We start from the raw sequence: 16,802 nt of genomic DNA on the forward strand, positions 1-16,802 counted from the left end.
CCCCTCGAGGACGCCCTGTATCCCATCACCGAAAGAGCACTCATCGATGCCCAGCGGTTCGGAAAATCGCGGTCCCGGCAGTAGCAAAACGGGGGCCAAGTCAGCCAAGGCGATCAAGGCAGCCAAGAAGAAGCAGGGCGGTGTGCCCGCAGCCAAGCGCGGTGGCGGCGCATCGCGTCAGGTTCCGTGGCTGACCATCGGCGCCGTCGTCGCCGTCGTCGCGCTGATCGGCGTTCTCGCCGTCAACATCTTCCCGAAGTACCAGGATCAGCAGGCCGTGGCGAAGTTCACGCCGTCGGAGTCCAACCAGGATCCGTCGTCGTCGATCGACGGCGTCGTCAAGGTCGACTACCCGGCCGGTGTGCACGTCGAATCGACCCAGCGGGTCGCCTACGACCAGACCCCGCCGTTCGGTGGACCGCACGATTCGGTATGGGCGACGTGCACCGGCACCGTCTACGCCGATCCGATCCGCACCGAGAACGCCGTGCACTCGCTCGAGCACGGCGCCGTCTGGATCACATACAACCCCGACACGATCGACGACGCGCAGCGCAAGCAGCTCGAGGAGCGCGCTAGCTCGCGTGACGGATACATGCTGATGTCGCCGTACCCGGGCCTGGACTCCCCCATCTCACTGCAGTCGTGGGGTCACCAGCTCAAGGTCGACAGTGCCGACGACGAGCGCATCGACCAGTTCATCAAGGCGCTGCGTCTGAACCGCTACGCCTACCCCGAGGTCGGCGCGAGCTGCTCGACGATTCCCGGCTCGTTCGACCCGGCCAACCCGCCGCCGTTCGACGCGAGCGCTCCCGGGCCGGACGCGGTGCCGATGGACGGTGGCGGCATCACGCCCGACGCCAGTGAGACCGGCGGCGCCGCCGGACTGCCTTCCGGCCTCCCCATGCCCACCGGGGCGGAGCAGGCGCCCGCTCCCGCGGCCGGCGGGAACGGCTGATCGACGCGATGACCGACATCGACAGCCCGGACCGGACCGCCACCGCGCCGAGCAACCGGAATCAGCGAACCGCGCTCGCCGTGGTGGGTTTGATCGGCGTCCTCGCGATCGGCTTCGCGCTGGGGTTCTTCGTGCGACTGCCCCTCGACGAGAAGGGCGCGCCCATCCCGTCGGAGACGTCCGTGGACGTCGGGTTCTCCCAGGACATGACGGTGCACCACAACCAGGCGATCGACATGTCGTCGATCGCGCTGACGAAGTCGACCGACCCCAAGGTCAAGAGCCTCGCGTTCGACATCCTGACCAGCCAGCAGAACCAGGTCGGTCAGATGCAGGGGTGGCTGGCGCTGTGGGACCGGGCTCCGCTGCCCACCGACGGCTACATGACGTGGATGACCGAAAACGGCGGGCACGGAGGACATTCGGGCCACGGGACCGCCGCGACCGGCGCTGCCGAGGAGCACGACAGCAGCAAGATGCCCGGCATGGCGAGCCCGGAGGAGATGGCCGCGCTCGGTCAGGCCACGGGTCCCGAACTCGACGTGATGTTCCTGCAGTTGATGCTGCGGCACCACCAGGGTGGGCTGCCGATGATGGAGTACGCGGAGCAGTACGCGGACGTTCCGGCCGTCCGGAATCTGGCGAAGAAGATGGTCTCGACGCAGCAGGGTGAGGCGACGCTCATCACCGGCATGCTGGCGGACCGGAACGCCTCTCCGCTTCCGATGAACTGACGAACCGTCTCGCCGAAACGCCACCGGGCGGCGCTCCCCCAGCGGGTGCGCCGCCCGGTCTGCTTTCACCGCCGACCGTCACCGGAAGAACGAGAAAAACACCGATCTACCAGCCGATGTGGACGATCGGCGACAATGCGCTACGCTAACTTCGCCCACTGGCACACCGGGTTTCCGGTGCGCCCCCGTAGCTCAGGGGATAGAGCGTTCGCCTCCGGAGCGAAAGGCCGCAGGTTCGAATCCTGCCGGGGGCACACGGAAGGCCCCACTCTTTCGAGAGTGGGGCCTTCGGCCGTTTCCAGGGGCGTCGGCTCGGCCGGTCCGGTGTCAGTGGACTCCCGAGCGGAGTCCGAGTCCCCACGCGCCCACGCCGCACACGACGACCACCGAGACCGCGGCCAGGACGACCGGTGTCGAGGTCGACAGCTGCGCTCCGGAACCCGGCAGGTAGTCCGCGTACCGTTCGGAGATCGTGCCGGCCGCTGCCACGACACCCGGGATCGCGATGCAGAACGGCAGCGAGAGACCGACCGTCGACGCGGGCGCCGACGTCGGCAGGCAGGACCCGACGACGTACCCCACCCCGGCAGGTAGCGCGATCGCGTAGACGAAGGCCGAGACGTCCGAGTGGTCGGGACCGAGCAGGCAAATCGCGGCCACCACCGCCAGGAGGCCGAAACCGACCGCCGGTACAGGCCACCGCAGTCCCACTGCGGCGCCGGCGACGATCAGCGCGGCGGGGACGACGATCGCCCACCAGTTGCCGCTCGTCCACGGTGTCCCCACCGCCGCTGCAGCGAGGATCGCCGCCCCGGCGAACACCAACTGCCCGTCACGCCCGGGCAGCTGCCACGCGAGCCACGCCACGAGCACCGTCACCAGTCCGACGTAGGGGTACCACCACTGCGGCAGTGCCGCCGACTCCGTCAGGATCCGCGCAGCGGCGAAGGCAGCGACGGGCAGCGCGGCGGCGATCGCCGCCCACCGGGTGTCGACCCGCGCGCCCCACGACGTTCTGCGGTCGAGCACGACCGTCAGGACGACGAGCGCCGCCGCGACGACGGGCCACAAGCCCACCACGCTCGAGCGCTCGACCGGTTGGGAGGTGAGCGGGGTGTAGGCGGTCCAGCCGAAGTCCGCCGTACCGCCCCCACTGACCTCGGCCACCGCCCCCGACAGCAGGAAGGCGCCGACGGCACCCACCGCGAGCGCGGCCTGCGCGCTCAGCTCGCGCGCGGCCAGGGGCGAGACCGCACCGAGAACCACCCCTGCGGCAACGGCATTCGAGTACAGGAGCACCGCAGGCTCGTCCGGGTAGCGGAACACGTCCGGCAACGCGAGGAGCAGCAGCCCGGCCACGACAGCCGCCGTCACCAAGGTCACCGATCGCCGCCGGACGAGCGCCACGGTGACCAGCACCGCCACGACGGCGGCGGCCGCGACGCCGGCACCGTTGGTGACGAGGGCTGCGGGCAGCGCACTCTCGGCCCAGAGGTAGTACTCGGGCACCGGGGACGACAGCACGCGACCGGCGAGCGCGCCGCACACCAGCGAGGCGAGCAAGGGCACGATCCGGGCGAGACGACTCATTCCTGTTCCTGCACCTTTCGCGAAGCTATCCGGCGTGTAGTTCGGCGACCACGTCGGCCATGCGGCGATCGTGGTCCGGGTTCTCGGGCAGCGCCAGCGTGACACTCTGCGCGACGCCGTGCAGGCGCTCGCGGACCGCGTCGGCGAGCGTGTCGTAGCGGGCTGTCGGCACGACGGTCGCGAGGACGTCGTCGGTCACGATGCCTCGCAGCCGATCCCAGTCGTCGCGGCGGACGAGGTCGGCCAGTTCGGCCTGCAGGTCGGGAAACCCGTGCCGCTCGAGCGCACCGCGGTAGGCGGGCGTCGAGTACAGGAACGCGAACAGTCGGCGGCGCCGCTCGCGTTCCGCGGCGACGTCGGCGTCGGTGGCACCGGTGATCACCTGCAGGCCCGCGACGATGTCGAAGCCGTCCAGCGTCCGGCCCGCCGTCGCCGCACCCTCGGTCAGTGCGGGCACACACTCGTCGGCGAGGTACCGCGGATCGGAGTTGGTCGGGTGCGTGACCAGACCGTCGGCGCACTCCCCCGCAACCCGCAGCATGCGCTGTCCCACACCGCCGAGATAGACCGGCGGTGTGGGCGTGTGCGTGTCGGGGCCCGGGTTGAAGTAGGGCTGCATCCGGAGGAACCGGTACCGCTCACCCTCGTATGCGACGAGTTCGCCCGTGCGAAACGTCTCGAACGCGGCGCGCACGACGCCGACGTACTCGCGCATCGCTGCGGCGGGAGCGGTCCACGGCATCGCATACCGCTCCTCGATATTCTGCCGGATCTGGCTACCGAGGCCGAGATGGAATCGCCCTCCCGACATCTTCGACAGGTCCCATGCGGTGTAGGCGGTGAGCAGCGGACTACGAACGAACGCGAGCGCCACCGACGTCCGCACGACGAGTCGTTCGGTGGCCTGCAGCGCCAACAGGGCGAGCAGAAAGGGGTCGTGCACCGTCTCCGACACGTGCAATCCGTCGTAGCCGGCCGCCTCGGCGCGGCGCGCGAAGTCGGCCACCCGCATCGGATCGAGAGCGGGATCGGTTCCGGTGTAGACCTTCATTCGTCCGTTCTACCCGGCGAATTGCCGGAATTCGCGACGGCGCGGTGAGGGCGCTCGGTGACAGGTGTGATTGCCGTTACCATCGCTTCTCGTGGTCGACAGCATGGTGGGGGCGGAACATGCATCCGCGAAGAGAGCAGTGCGTGAACCCGGACCTGCCCGTCAGGGATGGTGGGACGTCCGGCGTGCGCGCCTGATCGCGATCGTCGCCGGCGTCCTCGGCGTCCTGTCCGCGGTGGCGGTTCCGTTGCTGCCGGTGAACCAGGAGCAGTCGACGCTCTCGTGGCCGCAGGGCGGGTCGACGGGCAGCGTCGAGGCGCCTCTGGTGTCCTACGCGCCGTTCACCTTCGACGCCCGGATCCCCTGTGCGACCGCCGCGGGCCTCGACTCCGGCGGCGCGCTCGTGGCGACCATGCCCTCGGGCGCACCGGGTGCCGAACGCTACGGTCTCGTCGCGAAGACGACGGCGGCCACCGAGTCCGCGCCCGCCCGTCTCGAGGTGATCCTGCGCGACCGCTCGCTGATCTCGACGCCGCTCACGGAACTGCGGGGCAGCGAGTGCACGATCACCGTGTCGTCGACGTCCCAGCGGACGACGGCCGCGATCACCGGATCGGGGGCGGCAGACGCGACGAAGAACGTCGACGGTGACGTCCGCCCCCAGATGGTCGGCGTCTTCAGCGATCTCGACGGCAGCGCGCCGGCGGGACTGCAGGTGAGCGCCGAGCTCGACACCCGCTTCTCGACCACGCCGACGGCGACCAAGATGGTCGCGATGATCGTGGCGGTGCTCGCCACGCTGCTGGCGCTGGTGGCGCTGCATCGACTGGACCTCACCGACGGCCGCCGGGCCCGCCGGTTCCTGCCGGCACGGTGGTGGCGCGTCGGCTCGTTGGACGTGGTCGTCATCGGAACCCTCGTGCTGTGGCACTTCATCGGCGCCACCACCGCCGACGACGGCTATCAGTACACGATGGCGCGGTCGGCGCAGTCGTCCGGCTACATGTCGAACTACTTCCGCTACTTCGGTGTTCCGGAGACCCCGTTCGGAACCCCCTACTACTACATCTTCGGTCTGCTCGACGACATCTGGAGTGCCAGCCCGTGGGTGCGTCTGCCCGCGTTGCTCGCCGGCATCGTCACGTGGCTGGTGCTCAGCCGGGAGGTCGTACCCCGGTTGGGCGTGGCCGCTCGCACGGGCCGGATCGCCCTGTGGACGGGAGCGTTGGGCTTCCTCGCGGTGTGGCTGCCGTACAACAACGGCTTGCGTCCGGAACCGATCGTCGCGGCCGGTGTACTGCTGACGTGGTGCTCGGTGGAGCGGGCGATCGCGACACGGCGGCTGCTGCCGGCGGCGGTGGCGATCCTCGTCGCAGCGGCCACCCTCTCCGTCGGGCCGTCCGGGATCATCTGTTTCGCGGCACTGCTCGCCGGTCTGCGGCCCCTGCTGCGGATCGCGATCGCGCGGGCCCGAGACGTCGGATACGCGGCGCTGCTGCTGCCGATCCTGGCCTCCGGCACCGTCATTCTCGTTGCGATCTTCGCCGACCAGACGCTCGCAGTGGTCCCGGCGATGCAGGACGCCCATGTCGCCGGCGGGCCCAGCGAGAAGTGGTTCAGCGAGAATCTGCGGTATCAGTGGCTGCTCAACGACACGGCCGACGGATCGCTCTCGCGCCGATTCGGCATCTTCGTGATGTTCCTGGGGTTGGCGGTGACCGTGCTCGCGATGCTGCGCAAGGGCGGACGCATTCCCGGCACCTCCGCCGGCCCGTCCCGCCGCATCATCGGGGTCGTGCTCGGCGCCGTGGCGCTGATGATGTTCACCCCCACCAAGTGGACGCACCATCTCGGCGTGTTCGCCGGCCTGGCAGGCGCGCTCGCGGTGCTCACGGCGGTCGCCGTCGGGACGGCCGTACTGCGCTCACCCCGCAACCGGGCCCTGTTCGCGGCGGCCGTGCTGTTCCTCCTGGCGTTCACGTTCATCGGGACCAACAACTACTGGTACGTGTCGGCGTGGGGTGTGCCGTGGTGGGACAAGCCGCCGTCGCTCGCGGGCACCGGGGCGGCGACGGTACTCTTCGGCGGCGCGATCCTCATGGTCGGCGTCGCAACGTGGTGCCATGTGCGCGAATCCCGGGTTCCCGCAGCGGGTTCCCGTGCGCGCCGGGTGTGGGCGCTGCCACCGTTGACGATCGCCGCGGCCGTCATGGTGGCCTTCGAGGTGCTCTCGCTCGCAAAGGGCGCGGTGAGCCAGTATCCGGCGTACTCGGTCGGCCGGGCGAACTTCGACGCGCTGCGCGGCCAGAACTGCGGGCTCGCGAACGACGTACTGCTCGAGACCGATCCGAATGCATCCGTGCTGCAACCGCTCTCGGGCAACGTGGCAACCGCGCTCGCCGGCACCGAGTCCACCGGTTTCCGACCGAACGGTGTCGCGTCGGATCTGAGCGCCGACGGCGAGACGGCGGCGGCCGCCGGTACCGCCAACCTCGTCGACCCGGACGCCACCCCCACCTCCACCGACACCACCGCGGGGACCGCCGGCGGCGAGGGCGCCGTCGGTGTCAACGGCAGTACCGTCGCGCTCCCCTTCGGACTCGACCCGGCGTCGACGCCCGTCCTCGGCAGCTACCGCAGCGGCGAACAGACCACGGCGTCACTGGTCAGCGGGTGGTACGGCCTGCCTGCCGTCGGCGCCGACGGGACCCGCGGCGACATCGTCTCGGTCGCCGTCGCCGGCCGGATCCGGTCGACGGACCGGGACGGCATCGTCACGTACGGCCAGGACCTCGAACTCGAGTACGGCGTCCGCCGTCCCGACGGCTCGGTGGACGTCCTGGGCCGGGCGTTGCCGTACGACATCGGTCCCGCGCCGTCGTGGCGGAACGTACGGGTTCCCCTGGACCAGTTGCCCGCCGAGGCCGACGCGGTTCGCCTCGTCGCGTCCGACGAGGACCGGGACCCGGACCAGTGGCTCGCCGTGACGCCGCCGCGGGTGCCGCAGACACGCACCCTCCAGGATGTGATCGGCTCGGAGACCCCCGTGCTCGCCGACTGGGCGGTGGGACTCCAGTTCCCGTGTCAGCAGCCGTTCTCGCACGCGAACGGCGTCGCGGAGGTGCCGGGCTACCGGATCCTCCCCGATCGCCCCGGGGCGGTGTCGACCAACCGGTGGCAGGACCACTACGGTGGCGGTCCGCTCGGCTGGACCGACCAGCTACTGTCCGCCGAGACCATCCCGTCGTACCTGAATCACGACTGGCGCCGGGACTGGGGCCAGGTGGAACAGTTCACGCCACGCGACGAGTCCGCCGTCCCGGCCGAGTTGACGACCGAAACCGCGCGACGCTCGGGTCTCTGGAATCCGGGGCCGATGACCCTGCGCTTCTGACGCCGGTCGAATTTGCGGCGCCCCCTTGACACAGCGGAGCGGGCGAGAATACTTAAGTGTGTGCTTAAGTATTCCGCACCGCTCGACGGCGTCTTCCACGCGCTGTCGGATCCGAGTCGGCGCGGGATGGTCGAGCGGCTCGGCCGCGGACCCGCCTCGGTCAGCGAGCTCGCGGCCCCGCTCGACATGTCACTGCCCGCCGTCGTCCAGCATCTCCGGGTCCTGGAGGCGAGTGGACTGGTGCGATCCGAGAAGGTCGGCCGCACCCGGACCTGCCATCTGGTGCCGGATGCACTGGACGGGGCCGGGCAGTGGATTGCTCAGCGGCGCACGCTGACCGAGCGCCGCCTCGACCGACTCGGCGAGTTCCTCGCCGAGGCCGATGAAGCATCCGCACCCGAGGAGTCGTCATGAGCACCCGATCGGTCACCCACTCCACATTCGTCGTCGAACGCGTCTACGACGCCGACCCCGCCCGCGTGTTCCACGCGTTCGCGGACCCCGAGGCCAAGTCCCGCTGGTTCACTCACCCGGACGACTGGGTGTCGGACGCGGGCACCATGGACTTCCGCGTCGGCGGCCGCGAGACGGTCAGCGGCGGCCCGAAAGGTGGTCCCGTCCATTCGTTCTCGTCGATCTACCAGGACATCGTCCTTGACGAGCGGATCGTCTACACGTACGACATGCACATGGACGACATTCGCACGTCCGTGTCGCTGGCGACGATCGAGCTCTTTCCGTCGGGCGCCGGTACCCGCCTGGTGATGACCGAGCAGGGCGCCTTCCTCGACGGCTACGACGACGCCGGTTCCCGCGAGGAGGGCACGAAGCTGCTGCTGGACGCCCTGGGCGCGGCACTCGCATCGGAGCCTGCCGGCGCCTGACGTGCCTACGGGTGGGGCTCGATGATCGCCGTGATCGCCTCGATCTCGGCACTCGGGATGGAGAAATGCTCGGTGATCGCGACGGTCAGGAGGTCCCGACCGGTGTTCATGTCGAGCAGGAACCGAGCGACGACGTCGGTGCCCCACTCACGGAACTCGACGTCGCGGACGGCGCTGATCGGCCGATACTGCCCGCCGGTCTCGAGCATCGACCGGATCTCGTCACCGGACTCTCCTGTGCGCCGGCCGTTCTCGTAACGGTGGCAGTGCCTGGCGAGACGCACCTTGCTGGTGTCGTGGGTGACGAGAGAGTCGATGTACTCGCGGGCCATCGCGACCCGAGGACTGTCGGTCGGACCGCCGGTCTCCTCCGCAATGCCGGCGAGCAACGGCACCGCTAGGTCGCGTCGACAGATCAGCAGATCCGGTAGGTACGGATGAGGCTCGTTGTAGCGCAACGGAGTTCCGTCGATACGGGAGCAGTGCAGTCCCGCGGCGAGGGCGACGCCCACCGGTGCCGCCGAATCCCACTCCCACTGGCCGCCGGCATGCACGTACGCATCCGCGTCTCCCCGCAGGACGGCCATCGCCTTGGCGCCGGCCGAGCCCATCGGCTCGACCGTGCCGCCGACGCGTCGTGCGAGGGCGTCGACGAAGGCGGGCGGTCTGCTGTCGCTCACCAGGATCCGGGGATTGATCCGGTCGGACGGTACGGCCCGCGCGGTTCCGCTGACGTACACCTCGCCCCGCGCGGGCTGCGCCACTGCGGCCGCGGTGATGCCCGCCCCGCGCTCCCACAACGCGACGTGAACAGCCCAGTCGGATCGTCCGACCAGACCGTACTCGCGGGAACCGTCGAGCGGGTCGATGATCCAGACCCGCTCGTTGTCGAGGCGGGCAGCATCGTCTGCAGACTCCTCCGACAGCACCGAGTCGGACGGACGTTCGGCGGCCAGCCCGTCCAGCAGCAGGACGTTGGCAGCCTTGTCGCCCCGTCGGCCCAGCTCCTTCGCGGCAGCCTTGTCGAGCGGGGTCTCCCCCAAGTCCCGGACGCGCAGGTCCAGCAGGAGTTTGCCCGCCCGTTCGGCGAGGTCGGCTGCGAGTTCGACGTCGGTGCTCACAGGTTCAGATACTCCATGATCTTCGCGGCCTGTGCGACCGGGTCGCCGTCCTCGGGCCGCAGCACCAGTTCGGCGCGTTCGGGGGCTTCGTACGGGTCGTCGACGCCGGTGAATCCGGTGATCTCCCCCGCACGGGCCCTGGCGTACATCCCCTTGGGGTCGCGCGCCTCGCACTGTTCGATCGGGGTGTCGACGAACACCTCGACGAACGGCAGCCCGGCCTCCTCGTGCAGTCGGCGGACCCGGTCGCGATCCGCGGCGTAGGGGCTGATGAGCGAGGCCACAGCGACCATGCCGGCGTCGGCGAGCAGCTGCGCGACGGCCCCGACGCGCCGGACGTTCTCCGCCCGGTCCTCGGCGCTGAACCCGAGGTCGGCGTTGAGTCCGTGTCGCAGGTTGTCGCCGTCGAGCCGGTACGCGGGAATCCCGGCGGCGACGAGTCGCCGTTCGAGTTCCACCGCGACCGTGGACTTCCCGGACGCCGACAGACCCGTGAGCCACACCGTCGACCCGCGGGTCGCGCGCTCGTCGCGGGACACGGCGGCCGAGTGCCACACCACCTTCGATTCCTTGAGGGTCGGCCCGGTGATCATGCCCGCGGCGACGGTGTTGCCGGTCGTGTCGTCGACGAGGATGAAACTGCCGGTCACCCGGTTGCGTCGGTACGGGTCGAACAGCAGCGGCTGCTGCGTGCGCAGCTGCACGCGTCCGATCTCGTTGAGCGCGAGCGACCGTGCCGTTTCGTCCCGGTGCAGCGTGTTGACGTCGAGCCGGTAGTCGAGCCGCACCACCTGCGCCTTCGTCGCGCGGGTGGTGTGCAGGACGGTGTACCGCGCGTCGGGGCTCAGCGACGCCTGCTCGGTGAGCCAGCAGATCATCGCGTCGATCTCCTGGCCCACGAGCGGTCGATTGTTCGGCCTGCACAGGGTGTCGCCGCGGCTGACGTCGAGGTCGTCGGCCAGCTGTACGCACACCGCGGACGGTGCGAAGGCCTCCTTGACCTCCTCCCCGCCGGGCCCCCAGATCGCGGAGATCGTCGAGGTGAAGCCCGACGGCAGCGCGACCACCTCGTCGCCCGGCTTGAAGACGCCGCTGGCGACGGTGCCCGCATAGCCGCGGAAGTCGTGCAGGTCGGCGTCCGTCTGCCGCTGCGGCCGGATCACGTACTGGACGGGCAGGCGCGCATCGATGAGGTTGCGGTCGGACGCGATGTGCACGTCCTCGAGGTGGTGCAGCAGCGACGAGCCCTCGTACCACGGCATGTTCTCGGTGCGGGTGACGATGTTGTCGCCCTTGAGTGCCGACACCGGGATGAACGTCAGGTCGTGGACGTCGAGTTTGGTCGCGAACTGTCCGAACTCGTCCTTGATCTCTTCGAACCGCTCCTGCGACCAGTCCACGAGATCCATCTTGTTCACGCACAGCACCAGGTGCGGGATCCCCAGCAGCGTCGACAGGAACGCGTGCCGGCGGGTCTGCTCGAGCACCCCCTTGCGGGCGTCGACGAGGATCAGCGCGAGGTCCGCGGTCGACGCTCCGGTGACCATGTTGCGGGTGTACTGCTCGTGCCCGGGGGTGTCGGCGATGATGAATTTGCGCTGCGGCGTCGCGAAGTAGCGGTGTGCGACGTCGATGGTGATGCCCTGCTCGCGCTCGGCGCGCAATCCGTCGGTGAGCAGCGCCAGGTCGGTGTACTCGGTGCCGCGCTCGCGACTGCTGCGTTCGACCGCCTCGAGCTGGTCCTCGAAGATCGACTTCGAGTCGTACAGCAGGCGTCCGATCAGCGTGGACTTGCCGTCGTCGACACTGCCCGCGGTGGCGACGCGGAGGAGTTGCTGGGTGTGGGCCATCAGAAGTACCCCTCCTTCTTGCGGTCTTCCATGCCGGCCTCGGAGATCCGGTCGTCGGCGCGGGTGGCGCCGCGTTCGGTGATGCGGCTGGCCGCGACCTCGGTGACGACCTCGGCGGCGGTGGCGGCCGACGATTCGACGCAGCCGGTGCAGGTCGCGTCGCCGACGGTGCGGAAACGTACGAGCTCGTCGCGTGACTCCTCGCCGGGCAGCAGTGTCAGGAACCGGGTGTGCGCCAACAGCATTGCGTCCCGTTCGACGACCGGGCGGCGGTGCGCGTAGTAGATCGACGGCAGCTCGATCTCCTCCTCGAGTATGTACTGCCAGATGTCGAGTTCGGTCCAGTTCGACAGCGGGAACACCCGGATGTGCTCACCGCGCCGGTGCCGCCCGTTGTAGAGGTTCCACAGTTCGGGCCGCTGCGCCTTGGGATCCCACTGTCCGAACTCGTCGCGGAAGCTGAAGACACGCTCCTTGGCTCGGGCCTTCTCCTCGTCGCGGCGGGCGCCGCCGAACACGGCGTCGAACTTGTTCTCCCGGATGCCGCGCAGCAGTGAGTGCGTCTGCAGGCGGTTGCGGCTGGCCCGCGGCCCGGTCTCGTCGACCACCCGTCCGGCCGCGATGTCGTCCTCGACGCTCGCGACCACCAGGCGCAGGCCGAGCCGCTCGACGGTCCGGTCGCGGAACTCGATGACCTCGTCGAAGTTGTGGCCGGTGTCGACGTGCATCACCGGGAACGGCAGCGGCGCCGGCCAGAACGCCTTGGCGGCGACGTGCAGCATCACCACGGAGTCCTTGCCGCCGGAGAACAGCAGGACGGGCCGTTCGAAGGTCGCGGCGACCTCACGGAAGATGTGGACCGCCTCGGCCTCGAGCGCCTGCAGGTGCGACAGCTCGTAGGTGGACGGGGATGCCAGGGGTGTCACGCGCGGCTCCTCGACGAGTTCACTGGTACATATTTGTACCGGGTCGGTTCGAAAACTGACTTCGAGCCGAGAATAGAACCTGTTCCACCCGCGGTCAATGGCTCGCCTGCTGCGACCAGGTCAGGAGCAGCGCACGGGACGCCGTCCGCCGACCTCCGCCGTCACCGCGTCCGCCGCGGCGACGAGTGCCGCACCGCGCCGGGCGATCTCGGCTCCGGTGATCGGTCCGCCCACGTCGAGCGTGAGGACCAGCGACTGGTGCCCGTCGGCGTCGTACACGGGCGCCGCGATCAGACTCACCGGGTAGTCGATGTCGGGCTCGGTTTCGCTGTGCAGGTAGACGCGCTCGCCGAGACTCGACACCATCTCGCCGATGAGCTCGCGCAGCTCGGTCGGCAGGTCCCGGCCCGCGACGCCGGCCATGAGCGAGAACAGCTTGCGTCCGACGGGGGTCAAGCGTTCGACGAGGTATCCGACCTCACGGCAGTCGTCGACGACTCGCCCGAGCAGTTCCCGATCGAGGACCACCGGCAGTGCGGGATCGCGCCGCAGCCACGCCTCGAGGTCGTCGTCGCTGTCCCAGATCACGTACATGAGACCCACCGGCGGGGCGAACGGATACGCCTGACCGACGCGGGCAGCCGTACGTCCCAGCGCCATTCCGGCCGGCGTGACGGTCTCGAGGATCATCACCTGGTCGCCGACCACCGCCGACGCCGTGCACACCGCACCGAACTCGGCGGCAACCCCGTCGAGCTGCGCCCGCGCGATCGTCCCGACGGCGAAGCCGCGCTGCGCCGCGCGCCCGGCGGCGATCAGCGCCGGCCCGAGCCCGTACGTCTTGGAGACCGGGTCTCGGGTGAGGTAGCCGGCGACGACCAACTCGGAGAGGATTCCCAGGCACGTGGGCTTGCTGATGGAGAGCGCACGCGCCAGTTCGGACAAACCGAAGCGCTGTTCTTCGCGGGCGACCAGGAAGTCGAGGATCTGGACCACCCGCTCCGTCGGCGGGGACCGACGCCCACTGGACTCGGACTCGGCGATGCCTGAGGTCATTGACCACTCCTTGAAACACGTTCTATCGTCTGACTCATCGCACGTTCTACCACCCAGGTACATATTTGTACCACTGGATCGAAGGAGCAAGGTGTGCTGACGGATCCACTGGCCGAGGCCATCGCCGAGGCCGAGAAGCTGGTCGAGAACGCCCCCCACATCCGGTCCGAACAGGATCTGCTCGAGGGCATGCAGTACCTCGCCGGCGGAATCCTCGCGACCGTGCATGCGGCATGGGCCACCGAGAAGACCCATCCGAGCTTCATCCAGGGCACCGGCCCGTTCACGAAGATGGGGCTGGACAACCCCGACACTCTGTACTTCGGCGCCCGCATCAACGACGACGCCGAGTACATCGTCACCGGCACCCGCGGCACCACCGCGGACCTGAGCTTCCAGGTCCTCAGCGGCAACTACACCAACGCGAACGTCCCGGGCAGCGAGATCGCCTTCGACGACCGGGAACTGCACATCGAGGACGACGGCACGTTCGTCGCCACGTTCGGTCCCGGCCCCGCCGACGGCCGCCGCAACCACTTCACGCTGGCGCCGGGCTCGAGCCAGCTGGTGGTGCGCGAGGTCTACAGCGACTGGAGCCAGCAGCGCGGGACCATCCGCATCGAGCGCGCCGACCGGATCGGCGTCCCGGTGCCGCCGCTCACGCGCGAGGAGACGGAGAAGCGTTTCGCTCGCGCCGGTAAGGCGCTGGTCAGTCGCGTGAAGACGTGGCTGCAGTTCCCGCAGTGGTTCTACGACAACCTGCCGGTCAACACCATGACCGCGCCGCGGCTCACTCCGGGCGGACTGGCGACGCAGTACTCGTCGGTGGGCCATTACGACCTCGCGGACGACGAGGCGATGATCATCACCGTCCCGAAATCGGATGCCCCGTACCAGGGCTTCCAGCTGGGTAGCCTCTGGTACATCTCGCTCGACTACATCAGCCACCAGACGTCACTGAACAATGCTCAGGCACAGGTGGATCCGGACGGCATGATCCGGATGGTCCTCAGCGAGCGGAACCCGGGCGTGACCAACTGGCTGGAGGCTCTCGGTCACCCACGTGGTTACCTGCAGTTCCGGTGGCAGCGAACGTCCCGGGAGTTCACGGCCGAGGACGGACCGACCGTCGAGGTCGTCAAGTTCGACGAGGTCTCCGCGAAACTGCCTTTCCACGAACACAACAAGATCACGCCGGAGGATTTCGCCGCCCGCATCGCGGAGCGGCAGGCCGCCGTCGCCAACCGGATGCTGGGATAAGACATGACAAATCTGCTCCAGGACAAGGTAATCGTCATCTCGGGCGTCGGGCCGGCGCTCGGTCGCACGCTCGCGCTGCGCTGCGCCGAGGCCGGCGCCGATCTGGTGCTCGCCGCACGCACCCAGTCGCGTCTGGACGAGGTGGCCAAAGAGGTGACCGACCTGGGACGCCGCGCGGTGACCGTCTCGACCGACATCACCGACGACGCCTCGGCCGCCCACCTGCTGTCCGCCACCACCGACGCGTTCGGCCGGGTCGACGGCCTGATCAACAACGCGTTCTCCGTGCCGTCGATGAAGCCGTTCGGCAGCACCGACTTCCAGCACATCCGCGACGCGATCGAGCTGACCGTGCTCGGCGCGCTGCGCCTGACCCAGCTGTTCACGCCGGCCCTCGCCGAGTCCCAGGGCGCGGTCGTGAACGTGAACTCGATGGTGCTGCGGCACTCGCAGGAGCGCTACGGCAGCTACAAACTCGCCAAGTCGGCGCTGCTGGCGATGTCGCAGTCGCTGGCCACCGAACTCGGTCCGCAGGGCATCCGCGTCAACTCCGTCGCCCCCGGCTACATCTGGGGCGACACCTTGAAGAAGTACTTCGAGCACCAGGCCGAGAAGTTCGGCATCACCGTCGACCAGATCTACGAGCACACCGCGGCCAACAGCGACCTCAAGCGCCTGCCGACCACCGACGAGGTCGCGAACGCGGTGATCTTCCTGGCCTCACCGATGGCCAGCGCCATCACCGGCCAGTGTCTCGACGTCAACTGCGGCGAGTTCCACCACTAGAGCTCGGCCCCTGAAGGAGCATTATGACTGAACGCACTTCCGTCGGCACCGTCGAGGACCTGCACGCATCCGCTACCCGGATGACCGGACTCGACGACTTCGGTACCGACGACTACACCGAGGCGCTCGGAGTCCTGCTCGACTCGTACGCACGAGACGAGGACCTGACGCCGTTCGGCAGCAAGATCTCTCGCGTCTTCCTGCGCGGCGCACTCGTTGCCCGCCTGCTCAGCGAGGCCGCGTGGAAACAGTTCCCCGAGCACGCCGACGTGCCGATCGAACGACCGATCTTCGTCACCGGCCTGCCGCGCACCGGCACCACGGCGCTGCACCGCCTGCTCACCGTGGACCCGGGACACCAGGGGCTGGAGATGTGGCTGACGGAGATGCCGCAGCCACGCCCGCCGCGGGACACCTGGGAATCCAACCCGGTGTTCCAGGCGATCGAGCAGCAGTTCGGCCAGCATCACATCGACCACCCCGAGTTCATGGGTGTGCACTACATGTCGGCGGGCGAGGTCGAGGAGTGCTGGCAGCTGCTGCGTCAGACCTTCAAGTCGGTGTCGTACGAGTGCCTGGCGAACCTGCCGACCTATTCGACGTGGCTCGAGGGGCAGGACTGGACCAACGCGTACGCGCGGCACAAGAAAAACCTGCAGCTGATCGGGCTGCCGGATCAGGATCGGCGGTGGGTGCTGAAGAACCCGAGCCATCTGTTCGCGCTCGACGAACTGATGGCGGTCTATCCGGACGCCCTGGTGATCCAGACCCATCGCCCGCCGCGGACCATCGTGCCTTCGGTGTGCAGCCTGGCCGAGCAGGCCACCGAGGGCTGGTCGAACAAGTTCCGTGGCGAGGTGATCGGCCGCAGCCAGCTCGACCTGTGGGCCCGCGGGCTCGAGGACTTCACCGCCGCGCGCGGGAAGTACGACCCGGCCCAGTTCGTCGACGTCGACTACAACGACTTCGTCGGCGATCCACTCGGGACCGTCGAGAAGGTCTACTCGCACTTCTCGATCCCCATGACCGAGCAGGCGCGCCGGGCGATGGAGGACATGCATGCCGAGAGCCGCTCGGGCAGCCGGAAGCCGGCGCACAAGTACACGCTCGAGGAGTACGGACTGACAGCCGAGGAAGTCGACGAGCGGTTCGGCGACTACTCCGGCGGCTGAACCGAGAAAGAGTCTCACCC

General features: G+C 69.0%; 14 protein-coding genes and 1 tRNA gene. 9 read left to right on the forward strand and 6 right to left on the reverse strand.

Features of this window, described 5'->3' with window-relative positions:
• Positions 1-46: 46 nt before the first annotated feature.
• The 3 genes from A6I89_RS18405 to A6I89_RS18415 all read left to right on the forward strand — a co-directional run bounded on the left by A6I89_RS18405 (position 47) and on the right by A6I89_RS18415 (position 1,946).
• A complete protein-coding gene (locus A6I89_RS18405) occupies positions 47-958 on the forward strand; it encodes a DUF3105 domain-containing protein (protein WP_005514022.1) in 912 nt (303 codons plus the stop codon).
• Between the two features lie 8 nt (positions 959-966).
• The gene (locus A6I89_RS18410) at positions 967-1,692 is read left to right on the forward strand and encodes a DUF305 domain-containing protein (RefSeq protein ID WP_013415626.1); all 726 of its coding nucleotides are present in this window, start codon (positions 967-969) and stop codon (positions 1,690-1,692) included.
• Between the two features lie 181 nt (positions 1,693-1,873).
• Positions 1,874-1,946 (forward strand) — tRNA-Arg (locus tag A6I89_RS18415).
• A gap of 73 nt (positions 1,947-2,019) precedes the next feature.
• Here A6I89_RS18415 and A6I89_RS18420 read toward each other — a convergent pair.
• Positions 2,020-3,282 (reverse strand): hypothetical protein, encoded by a 1,263-nt coding sequence (locus A6I89_RS18420; RefSeq protein ID WP_022595172.1) that lies wholly within the window; start codon positions 3,280-3,282, stop codon positions 2,020-2,022.
• A gap of 25 nt (positions 3,283-3,307) precedes the next feature.
• Complete coding sequence (locus A6I89_RS18425; protein ID WP_022595170.1) at positions 3,308-4,333, reverse strand: TIGR03617 family F420-dependent LLM class oxidoreductase; 1,026 nt, start codon at positions 4,331-4,333, stop codon at positions 3,308-3,310.
• A gap of 103 nt (positions 4,334-4,436) precedes the next feature.
• Between A6I89_RS18425 and A6I89_RS18430 the strand changes: the two genes are divergently transcribed.
• The 3 genes from A6I89_RS18430 to A6I89_RS18440 are packed head-to-tail and all read left to right on the forward strand — an operon-like array spanning position 4,437 to position 8,611.
• Positions 4,437-7,727, forward strand: coding sequence for an arabinosyltransferase domain-containing protein (locus A6I89_RS18430; RefSeq protein WP_390893149.1), 3,291 nt, complete (start codon positions 4,437-4,439; stop codon positions 7,725-7,727).
• Between the two features lie 60 nt (positions 7,728-7,787).
• Positions 7,788-8,141: an ArsR/SmtB family transcription factor gene (locus tag A6I89_RS18435; protein ID WP_013415622.1), complete on the forward strand. Its 354-nt coding sequence runs from the start codon at positions 7,788-7,790 to the stop codon at positions 8,139-8,141.
• Positions 8,138-8,611 (forward strand): SRPBCC family protein, encoded by a 474-nt coding sequence (locus tag A6I89_RS18440; RefSeq protein ID WP_022595166.1) that lies wholly within the window; start codon positions 8,138-8,140, stop codon positions 8,609-8,611. The genes A6I89_RS18435 and A6I89_RS18440 overlap by 4 nt, the downstream gene beginning before the upstream one ends.
• Before the next feature lie 5 nt (positions 8,612-8,616).
• On the opposite strand, the gene A6I89_RS18445 is transcribed toward A6I89_RS18440, so the two are convergent.
• The 4 genes from A6I89_RS18445 to A6I89_RS18460 form a co-directional block, all read right to left on the reverse strand.
• The gene (locus tag A6I89_RS18445) at positions 8,617-9,732 is read right to left on the reverse strand and encodes a 3'(2'),5'-bisphosphate nucleotidase CysQ (protein ID WP_005514039.1); all 1,116 of its coding nucleotides are present in this window, start codon (positions 9,730-9,732) and stop codon (positions 8,617-8,619) included.
• Positions 9,729-11,582: an adenylyl-sulfate kinase gene (gene cysC, locus A6I89_RS18450; RefSeq protein WP_005514040.1), complete on the reverse strand. Its 1,854-nt coding sequence runs from the start codon at positions 11,580-11,582 to the stop codon at positions 9,729-9,731. The genes A6I89_RS18445 and cysC overlap by 4 nt, the downstream gene beginning before the upstream one ends.
• The gene (gene cysD / locus A6I89_RS18455; RefSeq protein ID WP_022595163.1) at positions 11,582-12,508 is read right to left on the reverse strand and encodes a sulfate adenylyltransferase subunit CysD; all 927 of its coding nucleotides are present in this window, start codon (positions 12,506-12,508) and stop codon (positions 11,582-11,584) included. Before cysD ends, cysC begins: the two co-directional genes overlap by 1 nt.
• Positions 12,509-12,628: 120 nt before the next feature.
• Positions 12,629-13,564 carry an IclR family transcriptional regulator gene (locus tag A6I89_RS18460; RefSeq protein ID WP_022595162.1) on the reverse strand — a complete coding sequence of 312 codons (936 nt, stop codon included), beginning with the start codon at positions 13,562-13,564 and terminating at the stop codon, positions 12,629-12,631.
• 93 nt (positions 13,565-13,657) lie between these two features.
• Between A6I89_RS18460 and A6I89_RS18465 the strand changes: the two genes are divergently transcribed.
• Genes A6I89_RS18465 through A6I89_RS18475 form a run of 3 tightly spaced genes read left to right on the forward strand, consistent with a single transcriptional unit; the run spans position 13,658 to position 16,782 of the window.
• Positions 13,658-14,824, forward strand: a complete 1,167-nt coding sequence (locus tag A6I89_RS18465; protein WP_022595160.1) for a hypothetical protein — start codon at positions 13,658-13,660, stop codon at positions 14,822-14,824.
• Positions 14,825-14,827: 3 nt separating this feature from the next.
• A complete protein-coding gene (locus tag A6I89_RS18470; RefSeq protein WP_005514044.1) occupies positions 14,828-15,610 on the forward strand; it encodes an SDR family oxidoreductase in 783 nt (260 codons plus the stop codon).
• Between the two features lie 23 nt (positions 15,611-15,633).
• A complete protein-coding gene (locus A6I89_RS18475) occupies positions 15,634-16,782 on the forward strand; it encodes a sulfotransferase family protein (protein WP_005514045.1) in 1,149 nt (382 codons plus the stop codon).
• Positions 16,783-16,802: the final 20 nt, after the last annotated feature.

This window comes from Prescottella equi (assembly GCF_002094305.1).
Classification (GTDB): domain Bacteria; phylum Actinomycetota; class Actinomycetes; order Mycobacteriales; family Mycobacteriaceae; genus Prescottella; species Prescottella equi.

Bases quoted from the DNA above. Each gene is read 5' to 3' on its own strand.
- A6I89_RS18405 (WP_005514022.1), top strand. From the start codon at position 47: ATGCCCAGCGGTTCGGAAAATCGCGGTCCCGGCAGTAGCAAAACGGGG.
- A6I89_RS18410 (WP_013415626.1), top strand. From the start codon at position 967: ATGACCGACATCGACAGCCCGGACCGGACCGCCACCGCGCCGAGCAAC.
- A6I89_RS18420 (WP_022595172.1), bottom strand. From the start codon at position 3,282: ATGAGTCGTCTCGCCCGGATCGTGCCCTTGCTCGCCTCGCTGGTGTGC.
- A6I89_RS18425 (WP_022595170.1), bottom strand. From the start codon at position 4,333: ATGAAGGTCTACACCGGAACCGATCCCGCTCTCGATCCGATGCGGGTG.
- A6I89_RS18430 (WP_390893149.1), top strand. From the start codon at position 4,437: ATGGTGGGGGCGGAACATGCATCCGCGAAGAGAGCAGTGCGTGAACCC.
- A6I89_RS18440 (WP_022595166.1), top strand. From the start codon at position 8,138: ATGAGCACCCGATCGGTCACCCACTCCACATTCGTCGTCGAACGCGTC.
- cysC (WP_005514040.1), bottom strand. From the start codon at position 11,582: ATGGCCCACACCCAGCAACTCCTCCGCGTCGCCACCGCGGGCAGTGTC.
- A6I89_RS18460 (WP_022595162.1), bottom strand. From the start codon at position 13,564: ATGACCTCAGGCATCGCCGAGTCCGAGTCCAGTGGGCGTCGGTCCCCG.
- A6I89_RS18470 (WP_005514044.1), top strand. From the start codon at position 14,828: ATGACAAATCTGCTCCAGGACAAGGTAATCGTCATCTCGGGCGTCGGG.
- A6I89_RS18475 (WP_005514045.1), top strand. From the start codon at position 15,634: ATGACTGAACGCACTTCCGTCGGCACCGTCGAGGACCTGCACGCATCC.